Annotated in this window: 15 protein-coding genes; 8 read left to right on the plus strand and 7 right to left on the minus strand. The window is 72.5% G+C overall.

Annotated features, from left to right (window positions below; translation table 11 throughout):
• Nucleotides 1-9 precede the first annotated feature (9 nt).
• The 3 genes from ACGF5G_RS28075 to ACGF5G_RS28085 all read right to left on the minus strand — a co-directional run bounded on the left by ACGF5G_RS28075 (nucleotide 10) and on the right by ACGF5G_RS28085 (nucleotide 4485).
• Nucleotides 10-819: a metal-dependent hydrolase gene (locus tag ACGF5G_RS28075; RefSeq protein WP_350711186.1), complete on the minus strand. Its 810-nt coding sequence runs from the start codon at nucleotides 817-819 to the stop codon at nucleotides 10-12.
• Nucleotides 820-1071: 252 nt separating this feature from the next.
• Entirely contained in the window at nucleotides 1072-2403 is a 1332-nt protein-coding gene (locus tag ACGF5G_RS28080) for a glycosyltransferase family 4 protein (RefSeq protein WP_393268115.1), read from the minus strand.
• Between the two features lie 138 nt (nucleotides 2404-2541).
• On the minus strand, nucleotides 2542-4485 hold the full coding sequence (locus tag ACGF5G_RS28085) for an amylo-alpha-1,6-glucosidase (protein WP_393268116.1): 1944 nt from the start codon (nucleotides 4483-4485) through the stop codon (nucleotides 2542-2544).
• Nucleotides 4486-4584: 99 nt separating this feature from the next.
• Here ACGF5G_RS28085 and ACGF5G_RS28090 point away from each other — a divergent pair, with 99 nt between their 5' ends.
• The 4 genes from ACGF5G_RS28090 (at nucleotide 4585) to ACGF5G_RS28105 (ending at nucleotide 9857) form a co-directional block, all read left to right on the plus strand.
• The gene (locus tag ACGF5G_RS28090; protein ID WP_393268290.1) at nucleotides 4585-7233 is read left to right on the plus strand and encodes a glucosidase; all 2649 of its coding nucleotides are present in this window, start codon (nucleotides 4585-4587) and stop codon (nucleotides 7231-7233) included.
• 134 nt (nucleotides 7234-7367) lie between these two features.
• Nucleotides 7368-7700 carry a TetR-like C-terminal domain-containing protein gene (locus ACGF5G_RS28095; RefSeq protein WP_393268118.1) on the plus strand — a complete coding sequence of 111 codons (333 nt, stop codon included), beginning with the start codon at nucleotides 7368-7370 and terminating at the stop codon, nucleotides 7698-7700.
• A 152-nt stretch (nucleotides 7701-7852) separates the two neighbouring features.
• Nucleotides 7853-8560, plus strand: coding sequence for an HAD family hydrolase (locus ACGF5G_RS28100; RefSeq protein WP_357703915.1), 708 nt, complete (start codon nucleotides 7853-7855; stop codon nucleotides 8558-8560).
• Nucleotides 8561-9053: 493 nt separating this feature from the next.
• Nucleotides 9054-9857 (plus strand): L,D-transpeptidase, encoded by an 804-nt coding sequence (locus tag ACGF5G_RS28105; RefSeq protein ID WP_393268121.1) that lies wholly within the window; start codon nucleotides 9054-9056, stop codon nucleotides 9855-9857.
• A gap of 30 nt (nucleotides 9858-9887) precedes the next feature.
• Here ACGF5G_RS28105 and ACGF5G_RS28110 read toward each other — a convergent pair whose 3' ends face one another.
• From ACGF5G_RS28110 to ACGF5G_RS28125, 4 genes are all read right to left on the minus strand, one after another.
• Nucleotides 9888-10163 (minus strand): hypothetical protein, encoded by a 276-nt coding sequence (locus tag ACGF5G_RS28110; RefSeq protein ID WP_350684079.1) that lies wholly within the window; start codon nucleotides 10161-10163, stop codon nucleotides 9888-9890.
• Nucleotides 10164-10210: 47 nt separating this feature from the next.
• Nucleotides 10211-10642: a hypothetical protein gene (locus tag ACGF5G_RS28115; protein WP_393268124.1), complete on the minus strand. Its 432-nt coding sequence runs from the start codon at nucleotides 10640-10642 to the stop codon at nucleotides 10211-10213.
• Between the two features lie 187 nt (nucleotides 10643-10829).
• The gene (locus tag ACGF5G_RS28120; RefSeq protein ID WP_393268126.1) at nucleotides 10830-11534 is read right to left on the minus strand and encodes a VOC family protein; all 705 of its coding nucleotides are present in this window, start codon (nucleotides 11532-11534) and stop codon (nucleotides 10830-10832) included.
• Nucleotides 11535-11744: 210 nt separating this feature from the next.
• Nucleotides 11745-12323: a hypothetical protein gene (locus tag ACGF5G_RS28125; protein WP_393268128.1), complete on the minus strand. Its 579-nt coding sequence runs from the start codon at nucleotides 12321-12323 to the stop codon at nucleotides 11745-11747.
• Between the two features lie 231 nt (nucleotides 12324-12554).
• On the opposite strand from ACGF5G_RS28125, the gene ACGF5G_RS28130 reads away from it, so the two are divergent.
• From ACGF5G_RS28130 to ACGF5G_RS28145, 4 genes are read left to right on the plus strand one after another with little or no spacing between them, the layout of a single operon-like run.
• The gene (locus tag ACGF5G_RS28130) at nucleotides 12555-13844 is read left to right on the plus strand and encodes an ABC transporter substrate-binding protein (RefSeq protein ID WP_393268130.1); all 1290 of its coding nucleotides are present in this window, start codon (nucleotides 12555-12557) and stop codon (nucleotides 13842-13844) included.
• Complete coding sequence (locus tag ACGF5G_RS28135) at nucleotides 13841-14836, plus strand: carbohydrate ABC transporter permease (RefSeq protein WP_393268133.1); 996 nt, start codon at nucleotides 13841-13843, stop codon at nucleotides 14834-14836. Before ACGF5G_RS28130 ends, ACGF5G_RS28135 begins: the two co-directional genes overlap by 4 nt.
• A gap of 1 nt (nucleotide 14837) precedes the next feature.
• The gene (locus ACGF5G_RS28140) at nucleotides 14838-15671 is read left to right on the plus strand and encodes a carbohydrate ABC transporter permease (RefSeq protein WP_393268134.1); all 834 of its coding nucleotides are present in this window, start codon (nucleotides 14838-14840) and stop codon (nucleotides 15669-15671) included.
• 9 nt (nucleotides 15672-15680) lie between these two features.
• Entirely contained in the window at nucleotides 15681-16886 is a 1206-nt protein-coding gene (locus tag ACGF5G_RS28145; RefSeq protein ID WP_393268136.1) for an ABC transporter ATP-binding protein, read from the plus strand.
• Nucleotides 16887-16936 lie beyond the last annotated feature (50 nt).

Here is a 16936-nt window from a genome sequence, read left to right on the forward strand (position 1 = left end):
GGGGGCCGCTCAGCCCTCGATGTTGAAGCGCTGCAACACCGACGGGGCGACCAGCCCGAGTGCCGCGAGCACCGAGACCGCCGTCAGCACGGCCCGGACGACGATCACCTCGGTCTTGCTGCCGGCCCGCAGGGCGATCTTGTTCGGCAGGCCGATCGGCGTCCACATCCGACGTTTGATCGGGATCGGCCACAGGATCGGCACGCCCGCCCGGGTGATCATGTCGCCGAGGATGTGCACGAAGCAGCCCACCCCGACGGCGGTGCCGATCAGCGGGTAGCCCCGGTCGCCGGGCAGGTTGGCGAAGGTGAACCAGGCCGCTCCGGCCGACGCGAGGGTCACGATGACCCAGCCGGCCCGCTCCGCCCACTTGTCGAACAGCCCGCGCAGGGCCAGCCCGAACATGAAGAACAGGATGCCGATCACCGCCCACTTGCCGTACGCGGCGCAGAGCGTGGTGGTGCCCCAGCCGACCAGCAGGGTGAACGGGATGGTGTGGGTCAGCGTCCGGTGGCCGTTGTTGCGGCGGGGGTCCTTGCTGAGCTTGGTCGCGTAGTAGACCCCGAGCGAGATCTTCTCCATCACCTCGGCGATGAAGAGCGAGAACACGCCGAAGGTGCGGGCGACGGTGGCCCCGCCCTGGTTGCGGGTCACCTTGCCGGACAGGTCGAGGTCGGGGAAGAGCGCCCCGCCGGCGCAGACCGCGGTGCCGACGGCGAGCTCCAGCGGAGTCTGGTGGTAGTTGGCGAAGTGGTCCAGCGCCCAGGACCCGGTCAGCCACACCGCCGCGCCGGACAGCGCGTGGGACGGTCCCATCATGTCGGCTCGCCCTCCCCAGGGATCTTGAGCGCCAAAACTACGCCACTGTAGTTCGTCGCGGTGGCGCAGGGGCATCACCCGGACGGTCCACAGAGGGTGGTGTCGGGGAGGGGTGCCGGTCGATGCCGGGCCACCAGGAAGTATCGCGTGCCGCCGGGCGGGCGGGGCCGTTCTGTCGGCCACCGGACGGCGTGCCGCGCGGGGTGGCCCGGCACGCCGTCCCGCACGCCGTCCGGCAGGCCGCCGGCCGGTTCAGCAGGCGGCGCCGCCGACCGCGAGGAGATTCCCCTCGGGAATGGTGATCTTCTGCCGGGGCTCACCGAGCCGGGCGGCGGCCCGCCGGGCCTGCGCCGGGCCGTGCTCCCGGCACGCGGTCGCGTACGTGCCGGCGGTCCGGGCCGCGATGGTGGCCCAGCCGTACCGCCGGCCGACCATGGTGCGGGCCTGCCGGGCCACCCGCCGGGCGAAGACCTCGTCGCCGATGAGCCGGTCGACCGCGCCGGCGAGGGCGTCCGGGTCGCTGTGCGGGAAGGTCACGCCGGTCACGCCCGGCTCGACGATCTCCGCGAGGCCGCCGGTGCGGGCCACCGCGAGGGGCGCGCCGGCCGCCGCCGCCTCCAGGGCCACCATCCCGAAAGGCTCGTAGAGGCTGGGCACCACGGTCGCGTCGGTGGCGCCGAGCAGCGCCGGGAGCTGGGTCGAGTCCAGGAAGCCGGCGAAGCGTACGGTCTGCCCGAGCGCGAGCCGGCGGGCCTCCTCCTCCAACTCGGCGCGGTAGGGGCCGTCGCCCGCGATCACCACCCGCAGCCCGGGGTGCCGGTCGCGCAGGTGCGGCACGGCGTGCACCAGGTGCTGCACGCCCTTCTCGTAGACCAGCCGGCCGGCGTACCCGACGAGGGGGCCGTCGCCGGCGAACCGGGCGCGGGCCGAGGCGACCGCCCGGGGTTGCGCCCGCCAGGCCCGGTCGTCGACCCCGTTGGGCACCACGTCGATCCGGTCGGCCGGCAGGTCGAAGAGCGTGGCGACCTGTTCGCGCATGTAGCCGGAGCAGGCGATCACCCGGGCGGAGGCGTTGCTCAGCCAGTGCTCGACACCGTGGATGGTGCGGTTCATCTCCTCCGGCAGCCAGCCCTGGTGCCGGCCGGCCTCGGTGGCGTGGATGGTGCTGACCAGCGGCAGATCCAGGTGCTCGGCGAGGGTGACGGCGGTGTGCGCGACGAGCCAGTCGTGGGCGTGGATCACGTCGTACGTGCCGGCCTCGGTGGCGCGCAGGGCGGCCCGGGTCAGGGTGTGGTTGAACGCCATCGTCCAGGCGAGCAGGGAGGAGGTGGCCAGCGGGAAGGTCACCGGGTCCTCGGCGGCCCGCAGGATCCGGACGCCGTCGGCGTACTCCTCCAGGGGCGCGCCGTCGGCGTGCCGGGTGACGACGGTGACCTCGTGCCCGGCGGCGGCCAGGGCCACCGACAGGGCGTGCACGTGCCGGCCGAGCCCGCCCACGAGCACGGGCGGGTACTCCCAGGAGAGCATCAGCACCCGCTGCTGCCGGGTGGGGTGGATGTCGATCACGTCGGCGTCAGGTGACATGCGGCCCCCTTTGAGTTGTCCCCGAGCGCGCGCCGGCACCACGGAGGGTGCCCGCCGGGTGTCGCGACCGGATCGGCACCCATCCTCCTGGCGGCCGGCTAACCAGCGGAGACGCCGCCGTTGCGGTCGTGTAAAGCGCTACCGGCGGGTGCGGCGCACGCGTAGCACCTCGGCGACCGACCACGCCTGGAACGGGCAGCCGGTCGCGCCGTGCGGCGGGAGGCCGTCGGCCGTCTCGCTCACCGATCCCAGGCCGTATTCGGTCAGATGAGCTTCGATGCCCACGAAAAGGTCGTCGACCGGCATCTTGGCCCGCCGGGCGGTGTCGGCGTACGGACCGAGCAGCCAGGGCCACACGGTGCCCTGGTGGTAGGCGCCGTCGCGCTCGGCCGGCCCGCCCCGGTGCCGCCCGACGAACTCGGGCGAGTCGGGGGAGAGACTGCGCGGGCCCAGCGGGGTGAGCAGCCCGGCGGCGACCCGGCGCAGCGTGGGCTCGTTGGGCTCCAGCGGGGCGTACGGCAGCGACCAGGCCAGCAACTGGTTGGGGCGGAGCAGGTCGTCGTCGTGGTGCGCGGCCCCGCCCAGCGGGTACGCCGGCGCGGGCGCGTCCACCACGTCGTGCAGCCAGCCCGTCGGGGCGGGAAACCGGTCCCGGAACGCGGCGACGGCCCGCTCGTGCAGCCGCCACAGGTCGGTCGCGTCCCGCCCGGCCAGCTCGGTCAGCTCGGCGAGGCCGGCCAGCCCGTTGACCCACAGCGCGTTGACCTCCACCGGCTTGCCGGTGCGCGGCGTGACCGGCACCCCGTACACCCGGGCGTCCATCCAGGTCAGCGCCGTGCCCGGGGTGCCGCCCTGGGTGAGCAGCCCGTCGGCCGGGTCGACGGCGATACCGAACCGGGTGCCGGCCAGGTGCGCGTCGACCACCCCGCGCAACGCGGGCAGCAGCTCGTCGCCGAGGTCGGTGTCGCCGGTGACGGTGACGTGCCGGCTCACCGCGTGCAGGAACCACAGCGTCGCGTCGACGGTGTTGTACTCCACCCGGCCGGTGTCGGCGGTGTTGGCGAGCATCCCCTCCGACAGCGTCGCCGCGTACGCCCGCAGCAGCTCGCGGCCCTCGTCGGCCCGGTTGGTGCAGAGGAACAGCCCCTCGTAGGAGATCATCGTGTCCCGCGACCAGGCGCCGAACCACGGGTAGCCGGCCACCACGTCCGGCCCGGCGCCGGTGCGGATCACGAAGGCGTCCGCGGCCAGCGCGAGCGTCGCCTCGACCGGGTCCGCCGGCTTCGCCGCCGCCACGACCCGCCGGTTGCGGGCCCGGGCCGCCGCCACCACCTCGGTCGCCGGCGGGAGCTCCTGCGCCGGGTCGCCGGCCCAGGCGAGCACCGACACCGTGTCGCCCGGCCCGCCCAGCTCCCCGGAGAAGCGACCGGCGTACCAGAGGTCCTCGTCGGGGTGCAGGCCGCGCGCCGCCTCCTCCCGGTGGTGCGCGCCGTGCCACCACTGACCCTCCGGCGTCCAGTCCGGCCCGGCGAGCCGGAAACCGCCCTCCACCACCGCCCCGCCCGGCACCGGCTCCACCCGCGGGGCCGCCCCGTCGGCGCGGCGCTCGCCGTGCGCGTCCCGCCAGGTGCAGACCGCCGCCAGTTCGAGCCGCACCGGACCGCCGGAGACCAGCCGGTGCACCACCGCCACGCACGGGCGGCCGTGCGTCATCGCCAGCTCCCGCTCGATCACCACGTCGCCGACCCGCCAGCGCCACCGGGGCAGGCCGTCGGTCAGGTCGAACCGCTCCAGCAGCTCGAAGCCACGCGGGTCGACGTCGCCGGAGGCCCACTCGTGCGCGCCCAGGCGCACCCGGGCGCCGGAGGGGAGGACCACCGCCGGGTCCAGGCTGACCAGTCCCACCCGTCGGGACGCCGGCGTCTCACCGGCCACCACCAGCAGGCCGTGGTAGCGGCGGGTCCGCAGCCCGCTGACGGTGCCCATGGCGTACCCGCCGAGGCCGTCGGTGACCAGCCACTCCCGGGCCGCCCCGCCGGTCAGGTCGCCGCACACCTGCGGACCCAAGCGAATGTCGATCAACTTTCCTCCACCGGCCGCGGCGTGCGACGGACCACGACGAGAATGGCCCGTGTGGTGAAGTCCCCCGGCGGCGTCGAAGATGTGCGAGTGATCACCGACATGCCGCCCCCCGACGACCGCGCGCCCGACCCCGAACGGCTCCGGCTGGCTCAGGCCGACGCCGGGGAGCAGGACTGGCGCGCATGGGGTCCCTATCTGTCCGAACGGGCGTGGGGGACGGTACGGGAGGACTACAGCGAGCACGGTACGGCCTGGGACTACTTCCCGCACGACCACGCGCGGTCCCGAGCCTACCGGTGGAGCGAGGACGGGATGGCCGGCGTCTGCGACGACCGGCAGACGTTCTGCTTCGCCCTCGCCCTGTGGAACGGCAAGGACCCGATCCTCAAGGAGCGGATGTTCGGCCTCGGCGGCGACGGCGGCAACCACGGGGAGGACGCCAAGGAGTACTGGTGGTACGAGGACTCCACGCCCACCCACTCGTGGATGCGCTGGCGGTACCACTACCCGCAGGCCGCCTTCCCATACGACGAGCTGGTCGCGGTCAACGCCCTGCGCGGCCGGGACGACACCGAGTACGAGCTGGTCGACACCGGCATCTTCGACGACGACCGGTACTGGGCGGTGACCGTCGACTACGCCAAGGCGACCCCGACGGACATGTGCGTCGTCGTCACGGTCGCCAACCGGGGCGACCGGGCGGCCACCCTGCACGTGCTGCCCACCCTCTGGTTCCGCAACACCTGGGCGTGGGGGCTGCCCGGCTGCGACCGGGTGCCTCGGCTGGTCGGCGAGGGGTCGCGGCTGGTGGGGGAGCACCGGGTGCTCGGCCAGCTGCTGCTGGAGGGCGACGGCGAGCCCACGCCGCTGCTCTGCGACAACGACAGCAACGCCGAGCGGCTCTGGGGGCTGCGCAGCCGGTCCCGCTACCCGAAGGACGGCATCAACGACCACGTCGTTGACGGGGCCGCGACGGTCAACCCGGCCCGGGAGGGCACCAAGGGCGCGCTGCACTACGTGCTGGACGTGCCGGCCGGCGCGCAGCGGCGGATCCGGCTGCGGCTGACCCGTACCGCCCCGCCGCCGGGCGGCACCCCGCCCCCGCCGGCGGACCTCGGCGACGGCTTCGACGCGGTGGTCTGGGCCCGGCGGGCGGAGGCGAACCGGTTCTTCGCCGGCGTGATCCCGGCCGCGGCGACCCCGGACGAGGCCCTGGTCGCCCGGCAGGCGATCGCCGGGCTGATGTGGGGCAAGCAGTTCTACCACTTCGACGTCAAGCGCTGGCTGGAGGGCGATCCGGGGTCCGCGCCGCCGCCCGGTCGCCGGCACGGGCGCAACAGCGCCTGGTGGCACATGAGCAGCTTCGACGTGATCTCCATGCCGGACCCGTGGGAGTACCCCTGGTACGCGGCCTGGGACCTGGCCTTCCACTGCGTCAGCATCGCCCGGGTCGACCCCGGCTTCGCCAAGGAGCAACTGCTGCTCCTGCTCCGCGAGTGGTACCTGCACCCCAACGGGCAGATCCCGGCGTACGAGTGGGCGTTCGGCGACGTGAACCCGCCGGTGCACGCCTGGGCGGCGCTCAAGGTGTTCGAGATCGACGGCAGCCGGGACCACGACTTCCTGGCCCGGGCGATGCACAAGATGCTGATCAACTTCACCTGGTGGGTCAACCGCAAGGACACCGGCGGCAACAACGTCTTCGAGGGTGGCTTCCTCGGGCTGGACAACGTCGGCCCGTTCGACCGTTCGGCGGCGCTGCCCGTGGCGGGGGTGCTGGAGCAGTCCGACGGCACCGGCTGGATGGCCATGTACGCCCTCAACCTGCTCGACATCGCGATCGTGCTGGCCGAGCACGACCGCACCTGGGTCGACACCGCCACCAAGTTCTTCGAGCACTTCGCCTACATCGCGGCCGCCGCGTACGAGCAGGGCCTGTGGGACGACGAGGACGCGTTCTTCTACGACGTGCTGCGGCTCGCCGACGGCACGAAGGTGCCGCTGAAGGTCCGCTCGGTGGTGGGGCTGCTGCCGCTGGCCGCCACCACCCGGCTCACCGCGCGTACCCTGCACCGGCTGCCCGAACTGGGCGCCCGGCTGCGCTGGTTCCTCACCAACCGCCCCGAGTACGCCGACGTGATCGGCGCGCGGCGGCTCGGGCCGGACGGCCGCCAGCACCGGCTGCTGTCCATGGTCGGCCCGGAGCAGATCGTCCCGCTGCTGGCCCGGATGCTCGACCCCGACGAGTTCCTCTCCGAGTACGGCCTGCGGACGTTGTCCCGGGCCCACCTGGACAAGCCGTTCTCGGTGACCCTCGGCGGCCAGGAGTTCAGCGTCGGCTACGAGCCGGCCGAGTCGACCAGCGGCCTGTTCGGCGGCAACTCCAACTGGCGCGGCCCGATCTGGATGCCGACGAACTTCCTGCTGATCAGCGCGCTGCGCGACTACGCCGCGTTCTTCGGCGACGACCTCCAGGTGGAGTACCCGACGCGCTCGGGGGTGAAGCGGACGCTCGACGAGATCGCCGACGACCTCTCCGCGCGGCTGATCTCGCTGTTCACCCGCGACGGCTGGGGCCGGCGCCCGATCTACGGCGCCGCCCAGCTCTTCCAGACCCACCCGGACTGGCGGGACCTGATCTGCTTCCCGGAGTACTTCCACGGCGACAACGGGGCGGGCCTGGGCGCCTGGCACCAGACCGGCTGGACGGCGCTGGTCGCCGACCTGATCCTCACCCTGCGCCGCTGACCGGGCGGCGCCCCGTCGGGTGCCTGTCACCGAGCCGGCCGGGCTCGCGGCACCGGTGCCGGGGGCGGACCGCGTCGCCGGGTGTCCGCCCCGCAGGGGCATGGGTTGCGGGATCATGTCCGCCGTGGCGGTGCGTGGCTTCGCCGACCTGGCCGCCGCGCTCGCCGCCGCCCCGGGCCACCGGCGGGAGCGACCGCGGCGCCTGGCCGGGGGTGGTGACGGCCTACCTCGACTTCGCGTACGCCAACCCCGAGGTGTACGACGCGATGCTCGCCCACACCGCGGACCTCACCCTCGGCCGCGACCCGGTGCCGGGCGCGCCGCGGGCCGCCTTCGCCGAGCTGCGCGCCGCCGTGGCGCCGCTGGCGGCCGGCCGCGACCCGGACACACTCGCCGAGCTCGGCTGGGCCCTGCCACACGGCATGGTCATGCTCACCCGCGGCGGGCGGCTGCGCCCGGAGACGTAGGAACAGCGGGAGGAGATGGCCGTGGCGAGGCTGCTCGCCGGCCCGTGACCCTCCGCCACGACCGGCGTGACGGGCGCCGGGCCGGCGGAACCCGGATGACCGGGCCGGCGGAGGGCAGTACCGTGGCGCCGGCCGTCAACGGGAGGAAAGCCATGGCAGACACGACGCGCCGGCGCGGCGGGCAGGTGCTCGTCTTCGACGCCGACGACACGCTCTGGGAGAACAACATCCTGTTCGAGCGGGTGATCGACGACTTCCTGGAGTGGCTGGACCACCCCACGCTCGACCGCGCCGAGACCCGCGCCATCCTGGACGACATCGAGCGGGCCAACACGGTCGCGCACGGCTACGGCAGCAAGGTCTTCCTGCGCAGCCTGGCCGAGTGCCTGGAGCGGCTGCGCCAGCGGCCCGCCACGGAGGCCGAGCGGCGCGAGATCGAGGGTCTCGCGGCGGCGCTGGCCGATCACCGGGTGGAGCTGATGCCGGGGGTGGCCGAGGCGCTGGACGACCTGGCCGGCCGGCACGAGCTGTTGCTGCTGACCAAGGGCGAGCCCGAGGACCAGCAGCGCAAGCTCGACGCCTCCGGGCTGCTGCACCACTTCCGGGCCGCCCACATCGTGCCCGAGAAGGACGTCGACACCTACCGGTGGCTGACCCGGGAGCACGACATCGACCCGGCCGTCGCCTGGATGATCGGCAACTCCCCGAAGTCCGACATCCTGCCCGCCCGCGCCGCCGGTATGAACGCCGTGTTCATCCCCAACGACAACACGTGGGTGCTGGAGCACGCCGAGCTGGACCCGGCCGACCGGGGCGTGCTGCGGCTGTCCGCGTTCCCCGAACTGCTGCTCCACTTCTGAGCCGTACGCTGGTCGCGGGCGGCGGCGCGAGGGCCGCGCCACGGCGGTCGCCTCGACGGGGAACAGCGCTGGCCCGCAGGGCCGCGTTACGTCGACATGCCGCTTTTTCACCTTGACATCAATCACGCTCGCTCGGACCCGGTTCGTCCTTGTCCGGCCCGCGGACGCGCGCCTAACCTGATCCGGCGCTCACGGCTCGTCGGGGTGAGTCGGGGGCGCGCCGAAGTCCGGTAGTTGGGCACCGTGGAGCTGAGTGCAGGCGGCAGGCTCGCCGTGGTGAGCCCGGCGTGGGCGGCGTGCCACGCCCGCGCGCTCATTCGGTGATGTCCGCTACCACGCCGGACGGCTGGGGGTCAGGATCGGGGAGTTGCGGACCCGGTCCTGACCCGCCCCCAGCGGACACGCCCCCTCCACCCCGGCTCGACATCAAGGGGTCGGGAACCGTGATGCCAAGGGACCACGGGAACGTGTGCCGGCTGCCAGGATGTCCGGCATGAACCGGAGAAACCTCCTAATTGCCGCTGCCGGCGCGGCGGCGTCCGCCGTCGTCGCCCCCGCGGCCCGCGCCTCCGCGGCCCCCGTGGCCCCGGCAACCCGGGACGCCTGGAGCACCACGACCACCGTGGCCCGCTATCCGAGTGACCGGCGCATGTGGGTCGACCCGAACAACCGCGCCGCCAAGCTGCGGACGCTGCCGGTGGAGTGCCGGCAGGTCATCGTCGTCGGCGGCGCCAGCTACACCACCACCTACGCGACCCTCGAGACGTACGCCAAGGTGCTGGGCCACTGGCGGCGGGTGTCGGGCGCGCTGCCCGCCCGGATCGGGTCGAAGGGTTTCAGCGACAACCACGTGGAAGGGGTGCCCACCACCCCGACCGGGGTCTACTCGATCGGCCCGACCATGTACGGCATCGGGGCCAACCCGGGCGTGCGCTACCCGTACCACCGCCTCGTCAGCGGCGACTGGTGGAACGAGAACCCGGAGTCGTCGCTCTACAACACCTTCCAGCACAGCGCCACCAACCCGGGCGGCTACAGCGAGGCGCTGTGGCAGGAGACGCCCGCGTACACGCACTTCGCGGTGATCACCTACAACATGCCGCCGAACGTGGCGAAGCCCGTGCCGTACGCGGGCAGCGGCATCTTCCTGCACGAGTTCAGCACCAGCGGTGGTAACCCCACCGCCGGCTGCGTCAGCCTGTCGCACACCAACCTGGTGGCCGTCCTGCGGTGGCTCAACCCGGCGCTGTCGCCGCGCATCGTGATCAGCCCGTACGCGAACCTCGACCGCTACTGACCGGCGCGCCGGGGCGATGCCCCCGCGACGTCAGGAGACCTCGCCGCGCACGATCGCCACCGCCACCCGGCAGAACTCGTCCATGTCCGGCTGGAAGCCGGCCGCGATGTCGGGGTGCAGGCCGCCGCGCGTCTCGTCGAGCAGCCGCTGGCAGACCTGCTCGACCGGCTCACCGGCGTAGCTGGCCCGGACCCGTTCCGTCGCGGCCTGCAGCGCCGAGGTCAGCTGGTCCTCCAGCGGGCCGCGCAGCTTCTGCTGCACGGGATCGAGCCCGCGAGGGTCCAGCGTGACATGTGGCTCCGACATCGGCGCTCCCTTCGTCGGCGTCCGCGGTACCCCACCACGGTCGTCGGTCAAACCACGTTCGGTACGGCGGCTACCCGCACCTGGTACGAGAATTCGTCGGCCGGTTCCTCCACGTACGACAGCCGGCGGATCTGCCGGTCGTCGTCGTAGAGGGCGACGTCCACGAGGACGCCGAGGTGCGCCAGGCCGATGCTGGCCACCCGCTTCTTGTCCTGGAGCACCGCGCACACCCCGCCGAGCAGGGTGCTGGCGTCGGAGGTGCGGTGCCCCGGCGGGCAGCGCAGCACGAGGTCCACCTCGACCGGCCCCGACAGCGGGGTCCAGCCGGTGCGCTGGGCCGCCTCGCAGGCCGCCAGGAGCAGGGCGCGGACCCTCGTCGCCTGCCGGTGCCCGGCGGCGAAGATGGACAGCGCCTCGGTCTTGACCGGTGGCAGGCCGCTCACCTCGAACGTCAGGGCGAGAGCGCGGGTGTCCTGCACGACGGCACCTCCTCGTTGGGGACGATCCTGCCCAACCGGTGGAGCGGTGCAGGGGAGTTCCCGCGAGAACCAACCGATCGGACAGGATGGGGTCGGCCGGAGGCGTGTCGACGTCGGCGGCGAACGCGCTGGCTGCGGAGCTACGGAAACGTTAGTCGACCGGCCGGCCGCTCGGTAGCTCCGCCGCTCACTGGGTGGGACGCGGTGCGAAGGCGCAGAACTCGTTGCCCTCGGGGTCGGCCAGGACCCACCAGCGGACCGCGTCGTCGGGCTCGCGCAGCAGCGTCGCGCCGGCCCGGAGCAGCGCGGTCGGCTCCGGGTCGGTCAGGTCGACGTCCCAGTGCATCCGGTTCTTGACCGTCTTGCGCTCCGGCACGGGGTCGAAGACCCACCAGTCCCACGGGAAGCCGGCGGCGCCCACCACCGAGACCGCGCCCCCATCGCCGGCCTCGACCTTGCCGCCGGTCACCCCGGCCCACCAGGCGGCCTGGGCTGCCGGGTCGGCCGCGTCGACGATCAGCTCGAACGGCCCGGGTCGGGCGCCCTCGCGGGGCGGGAACGCGCAGAACAGGTTGCCGTCGGGGTCGGCCAGCACCCACCAGCCGATCTCCGCGTCCGGCTCGCGCACCAGCCGGGCGCCGGCCGCCAGCAGCGCCGCCGGGTCCGCCTCGGTCAGGCGCACGTCCAGGTGTATGCGGGTCTTGACCGTACGCGGCTCGGGCACCCGGTTGACCCAGATCGACTCGGCCCCGGACCGGGCCCCCCGGGGGTCGACCCGCGTGTCCCCGTCGCCGAGGTCCACCGCGTCGCCGTCGAGCACCCGCGCCCAGAAGCCCCCCGTCTCGCGGGGGTCGGCGGCGTCCAGGCAGAGGTCCTTGAAACTCGCGATCACGCCCCCATCACCCCGCCCCACCCCGCCCGACCCGCCCCGCCACGCCCGCTCCGCCGACCAGTCCGCCCTGCCGCCCCACCCCCGCCCCGCCCCGCCCCGTTGATCATGAAGTTAGCGGCGACGAAGCGGACAATTCGCCCCAACAACTTCATGATCAACGGGGTGAGGCGGGAGGCGGGAGGCGGGAGGGGAGGAGGGGAGGCGGGAGGGTCAGTGGCGGGTGCGCTTGATTTCGTGGAAGGCGGGCATTCGGATCAGGGGAAGCAGGGAGTCCCAGATGGTCAGGGCGTCGTCGGTGCCGGGGACCTCGGTCAGGATCGGGCCGTGGATGCCGCGTTCGGCGCCGGGCAGCATCAGCACGGGTGAGCCGACGTCCGGGCCGGCGGAGGCGTACGCCAGCGCGTGCGACTCGCGTACCGCGTCGTCCCAGCGGTCGTCGTCGAGGGCCGGCGCCGCCTCCTGGAGGTCCGTGGCCTCGACGGCCGCGTCCACGATCTTCGGCGACAGCGGGTTGCCGGCGTCGTGGCTGCGCGCGCCGACCTCGGCGTAGAACCGGGCGACGTCGTCGTGGCGGCCGTCGGCGCGCAGCGCCTCCACCAGCCGCAGCGCCCGGCTGGAGGCGGCCATCGCCTCGGCGAACTGCGGCGCGACGTTCCCCTCGTTGAGGATGGCCAGACTGAACGCCCGCCACTCGAGGTGCAGACCGCGGGCGTCGGCGACGGCGACGAGCCACCGGGACGTGCGCCAGGTCCACGGGCAGGCGGGGTCGAAGAAGAAGGTGGCGTCCATCGGCCGAGCCTACGGGCGGCCCGGCGGACCCGCACGGCGGTGATCCGCACCACACCCAGCCCCTGTCGGGGTCGTCTCACCAGCGTCAGGTTTCGCGACTTCGCAGGTCGGGCAGTGTTGGGGCCACGAAACGCCGGGGCGGCGGATCCGCAGGTCAACGCCCTGATCGTTCCGCCGTGCGCCGGGGCACGGAGCATCACCCCGGCTTTGGCCGACACGAGGGGAGGGGTGATGAGCGACCCTGACAAGGCCCGACGCCGGGGACGGCCCCGCGTGCGCGCGGTGGCCGCGGCCGCGGCGTTGACGCTGGTGGCGCCGATGGCGGCAGCCTGCGGCTCCGGCGGGGACGGCGGCACGCCCACGATCAACCTGTACTACCCGCCGGAGCAGAACCTGCAGAAGGTCGTCGACGACTGCAACGCGCAGGCCCAGGGGCGCTACAAGATCGCCTATCGGGTGCTGCCGCGGCAGGCGGACGACCAGCGGGTGCAGTTGGTCCGCCGGCTGGCCGCGCAGGACAGCGGCATGGACGTGCTCGGCCTCGACGTCACCTGGACCCAGGAGTTCGCCAGCGCCGACTGGATCCTGGAGTGGACCGGCCAGGACAAGGCCGAGGTGGAGCAGGGCACCCTCGCCGGCCCCCTCGAGACGGCCCGCTACCAGGACAGGCTCTACGGCGCGCCGAAGAACACCAACGTGCAGCTGCTCTGGTACCGCAAGGACCTCGTCCCCGAGCCGCCGAGGACCTGGGACCAGATGATCTCCACTGCCCAGGAGCTGAAGCAGCAGGGCAAGCCGTACCAGGTGCTCACGATGGGCGCGCAGTACGAGGGTCTCGTCGTCCTCTACAACACCCTCGCCGAGAGCGCCGGCGGCAAGATCCTCAGCGACGACGGCGAGCAGGCCGTGATGGACGCCGGCACCGTCCGGGCGCTGGAGCAGCTCCAGCGCTTCGCCACGTCGGGCGTGACGTCGCCGTCGTTCAGCAACGCCACCGAGGACCCCGTCCGGCTGGAGTTCCAGTCCGGCAGCGGCGCGTTCCAGGTGAACTGGCCGTTCGTCTACCCGGCGATGCAGGAGGCCAACCCGGAGCTGGCCAAGCAGGTCGGCTGGGCGCGGATCCCGGGCATCGACGAGAACACCCCGAGCAAGGTCACCATCGGCGGGGTCAACATGGCGGTCAGCGCGTACTCGAAGCACCCCGAGGAGTCCTTCGAGGCGGCCAGGTGCATCCGCAACGAGAAGAACCAGAAGTTCTCCGCGATCAACGACGGCGTGCCGCCGACCATCGAGAAGGTCTACGACGACCCGGAGATGGCCGAGGCGTACCCGATGAAGGAGACCATCCTCGAGGAGCTCAGGGACCCGGCGGTCCGGCCGCTGACCCCGGCGTACCAGAGCATCTCCACCGTCATGTCGGCGATCCTGTCGCCGCCGTCGGCGATCAGGCCACAGCAGACCGCCGACGAGCTGCGCGACGCCATCGCCGACGCCCTCGACTCGAAGGGGGTCCTGCCGTGAGCGTCAACGCCACGCCCGCCGGCGCCGACGCCACGGCGCAGGCCGAGCGCCCCGCCGGGCGGCACGCCGCGGTGCCGGCCCAGCGGGGCGGTCGCGGCCGGAAGGCCCCGCTGAGCGAGAACAAGAGGGCCGAGCGCCGCCTGGGCTGGCTGCTCTGCGCCCCCGCCGCGCTGGTCATGGTGCTGGTGACCGCGTACCCGATCCTCTACTCGGTCTGGCTGTCGCTTCAGCGCTTCGACCTGCGCTTCCCCGACGAGCGCGAGTTCATCGGGCTGGAGAACTACGTCACGGTGCTGACCAACGAGTTCTGGTGGACGGCGTTCGGGGTGACCGCGCTGATCACCGTGGTCACCGTCGCGGTCGAGCTGGTGCTCGGCATGGGGCTGGCGCTGATCATGCACCGCACGCTGGTCGGCCGGGGCATCGTCCGCACCGCGGCGCTGATCCCGTACGGCATCGTCACGGTGGTCGCGGCGTTCTCCTGGCGGTACGCGTGGACGCCCGGCACCGGCTACCTGGCGAACCTGTTCAGCGAGGGTGCGCCGCTGACCGAGCGGGCCAGTTCCCTGGCGATCATCATGCTGGCCGAGATCTGGAAGACGACGCCGTTCATGGCGCTGCTGCTGATGGCCGGCCTGGCGCTGGTGCCGGAGGACCTGCTCAAGGCCGCCTCCACCGACGGCGCGACCGCCTGGCAGCGGTTCACCAAGGTGATGCTGCCGGTGATGAAGCCGGCGATCCTGGTCGCGCTGCTGTTCCGCACCCTGGACGCGTTCCGGGTGTTCGACAACATCTTCGTGCTGACCGCGGGCGGCAACGAGACCTCGTCGGTGTCGATGCTCGCCTACAACAACCTGATCCGGGGCCTGAACCTCGGCATCGGGTCGACGATGTCGGTGTTGATCTTCATCGCCGTGGCGATCATCGCCTTCGTCTTCGTGAAGCTGTTCGGTACCGCTGCTCCGGGCAGCGACGACGGGGAGAGGCGCTGAGATGGCTGAGACCACCACCCGGGCCAAGCTGCGCTGGGGCCTGCTGGACGCCATCGTGGTCGTCTTCGCGCTGGTGCCGGTGCTCTGGATCATGTCGTTGTCGTTCAAGACCCCGGCGACCCTGACGGACGGGAAGTTCATTCCGCGTGAGTGGACGCTGGACAACTACCGGACGATCTTCTCCACCGACCAGTTCGTCCGCGCCCTGGTCAACTCGATCGGCATCGCGTTGATCGCCACCGCGATCGCCGTGGTGCTCGGCGCCATGGCCGCGTACGCGATCTCCCGGCTGGACTTTCCCGGCAAGAAGCTGCTGGTCGGCGTCTCGCTGCTGATCGCGATGTTCCCGCAGGTGTCGCTGGTGTCGCCGCTGTTCGAGATCGAGCGGCAGCTCGGCCTCTTCGACACCTGGCCGGGGCTGATCCTGCCGTACATCACCTTTGCCCTGCCGCTGGCGATCTACACGCTGTCGGCGTTCTTCAAGCAGATCCCGTGGGACCTGGAGAAGGCGGCGAAGATGGACGGCGCGACGCAGGGCCAGGCGTTCCGGCGGGTCATCGCCCCGCTGGCCGCGCCGGGGCTGTTCACCACGGCGATCCTGGTCTTCATCTTCTGCTGGAACGACTTCCTCTTCGCCATCACGCTGACCTCCACCGAGCGGGCCCGCACGGTGCCGGTGGCGCTGTCGTTCTTCACCGGCGAGTCGCAGTTCGAGGACCCTACCGGGGCGATCTGCGCCGCCGCCGTGGTGATCACCATTCCGATCATCCTGTTCGTCCTCTTCTTCCAGCGCCGCATCGTCTCCGGCCTGACCTCCGGCGCAGTCAAGGGATAGGTGGTAGTCATGGCTGACATCGTGCTCGACAAGGTGAGCAAGAGGTTCCCGGACGGGACCACGGCGGTACGGGACGTCGACCTGGAGATCGCCGACGGCGAGTTCGTGATCCTGGTCGGCCCGTCCGGCTGCGGGAAGTCCACCACCCTGAACATGATCGCGGGCCTGGAGGACATCAGCTCCGGCGAGCTGCGCATCGGCGGCGAGCGGGTCAACGACAAGCCCCCCCGGGACCGGGACATCGCGATGGTGTTCCAGTCGTACGCCCTCTACCCGAACATGACGGTGCGGGAGAACATGGCGTTCCCGCTGCGGCTGGCGAAGCTGGACAAGGAGACGATCAACCAGAAGGTGGAGGAGGCGGCGAAGGTCCTGGAGTTGACGCCGTTGCTGGACCGCAAGCCGGCGAACCTCTCCGGCGGCCAGCGCCAGCGGGTGGCGATGGGCCGGGCGATCGTCCGGCAGCCGAAGGCGTTCCTGATGGACGAGCCGCTGTCCAACCTGGACGCGAAGCTGCGGGTGCAGATGCGCACCGTGGTGTCGCGCCTGCAGAAGCAACTCGGCACCACCACCGTCTACGTCACCCACGACCAGACCGAGGCGATGACCCTCGGCGACCGCGTGGTGATCATGCGGGGCGGCGCCGTGCAGCAGGTCGGCCCGCCGCAGGAGCTGTACGACCACCCACGCAACCTCTTCGTCGCCGGGTTCATCGGCTCGCCGTCGATGAACTTCCTGCACGCGGTTGTCGAGGACGGCAAGCTGCGTACGGCGTTGGGCGACGTGCCGATCGGCGAGCGGATCCGGCGCGAGCTGTCCGGCGGCGACGCGCCGCGCGAGCTGATCCTCGGCATCCGGCCGGAGCACTTCGAGGACGCCGCGTTGATCGACGACGACACCCGCCGCCGGGGCATGGAGTTCGAGGCACCGGTCGACATCGTCGAGTCGATGGGCTCCGACAAGTACGTCTACTTCAGCGTCGAGGGGGAGCGGGCCAGCGCCGCGGAGTTGGAGGAGTTGGCGGCCGACGCGGGCGCCGATTTCAGCGGCGGCGGCGCCAGCCTGGTGACCCGGCTGTCGGCCGAGTCGCCGGTGGCGGAGGGGCAGCATCGGCGGGTCTGGTTCAACCTGGAGAAGATCCACCTGTTCGACCCGTCGAACGGGCGCAACCTGACCCTGCACGAGGGCCGGGCGGCCGGCGCGCTCGCCGACTGACGCGACGACGCGCGGGGCGGGCGGGTCGCGCCGACCCACCCGCCCCTTGT

The sequence above is a fragment of the Micromonospora sp. NPDC047730 genome, assembly GCF_043204765.1.
GTDB lineage: Bacteria > Actinomycetota > Actinomycetes > Mycobacteriales > Micromonosporaceae > Micromonospora.

Bases quoted from the DNA above. Each gene is read 5' to 3' on its own strand.
- ACGF5G_RS28145 (WP_393268136.1), top strand. From the start codon at position 15,681: ATGGCTGACATCGTGCTCGACAAGGTGAGCAAGAGGTTCCCGGACGGG.
- ACGF5G_RS28130 (WP_393268130.1), top strand. From the start codon at position 12,555: ATGAGCGACCCTGACAAGGCCCGACGCCGGGGACGGCCCCGCGTGCGC.
- ACGF5G_RS28140 (WP_393268134.1), top strand. From the start codon at position 14,838: ATGGCTGAGACCACCACCCGGGCCAAGCTGCGCTGGGGCCTGCTGGAC.
- ACGF5G_RS28100 (WP_357703915.1), top strand. From the start codon at position 7,853: ATGGCAGACACGACGCGCCGGCGCGGCGGGCAGGTGCTCGTCTTCGAC.
- ACGF5G_RS28125 (WP_393268128.1), bottom strand. From the start codon at position 12,323: ATGGACGCCACCTTCTTCTTCGACCCCGCCTGCCCGTGGACCTGGCGC.
- ACGF5G_RS28110 (WP_350684079.1), bottom strand. From the start codon at position 10,163: ATGTCGGAGCCACATGTCACGCTGGACCCTCGCGGGCTCGATCCCGTG.
- ACGF5G_RS28105 (WP_393268121.1), top strand. From the start codon at position 9,054: ATGAACCGGAGAAACCTCCTAATTGCCGCTGCCGGCGCGGCGGCGTCC.
- ACGF5G_RS28090 (WP_393268290.1), top strand. From the start codon at position 4,585: ATGCCGCCCCCCGACGACCGCGCGCCCGACCCCGAACGGCTCCGGCTG.
- ACGF5G_RS28075 (WP_350711186.1), bottom strand. From the start codon at position 819: ATGATGGGACCGTCCCACGCGCTGTCCGGCGCGGCGGTGTGGCTGACC.
- ACGF5G_RS28080 (WP_393268115.1), bottom strand. From the start codon at position 2,403: ATGTCACCTGACGCCGACGTGATCGACATCCACCCCACCCGGCAGCAG.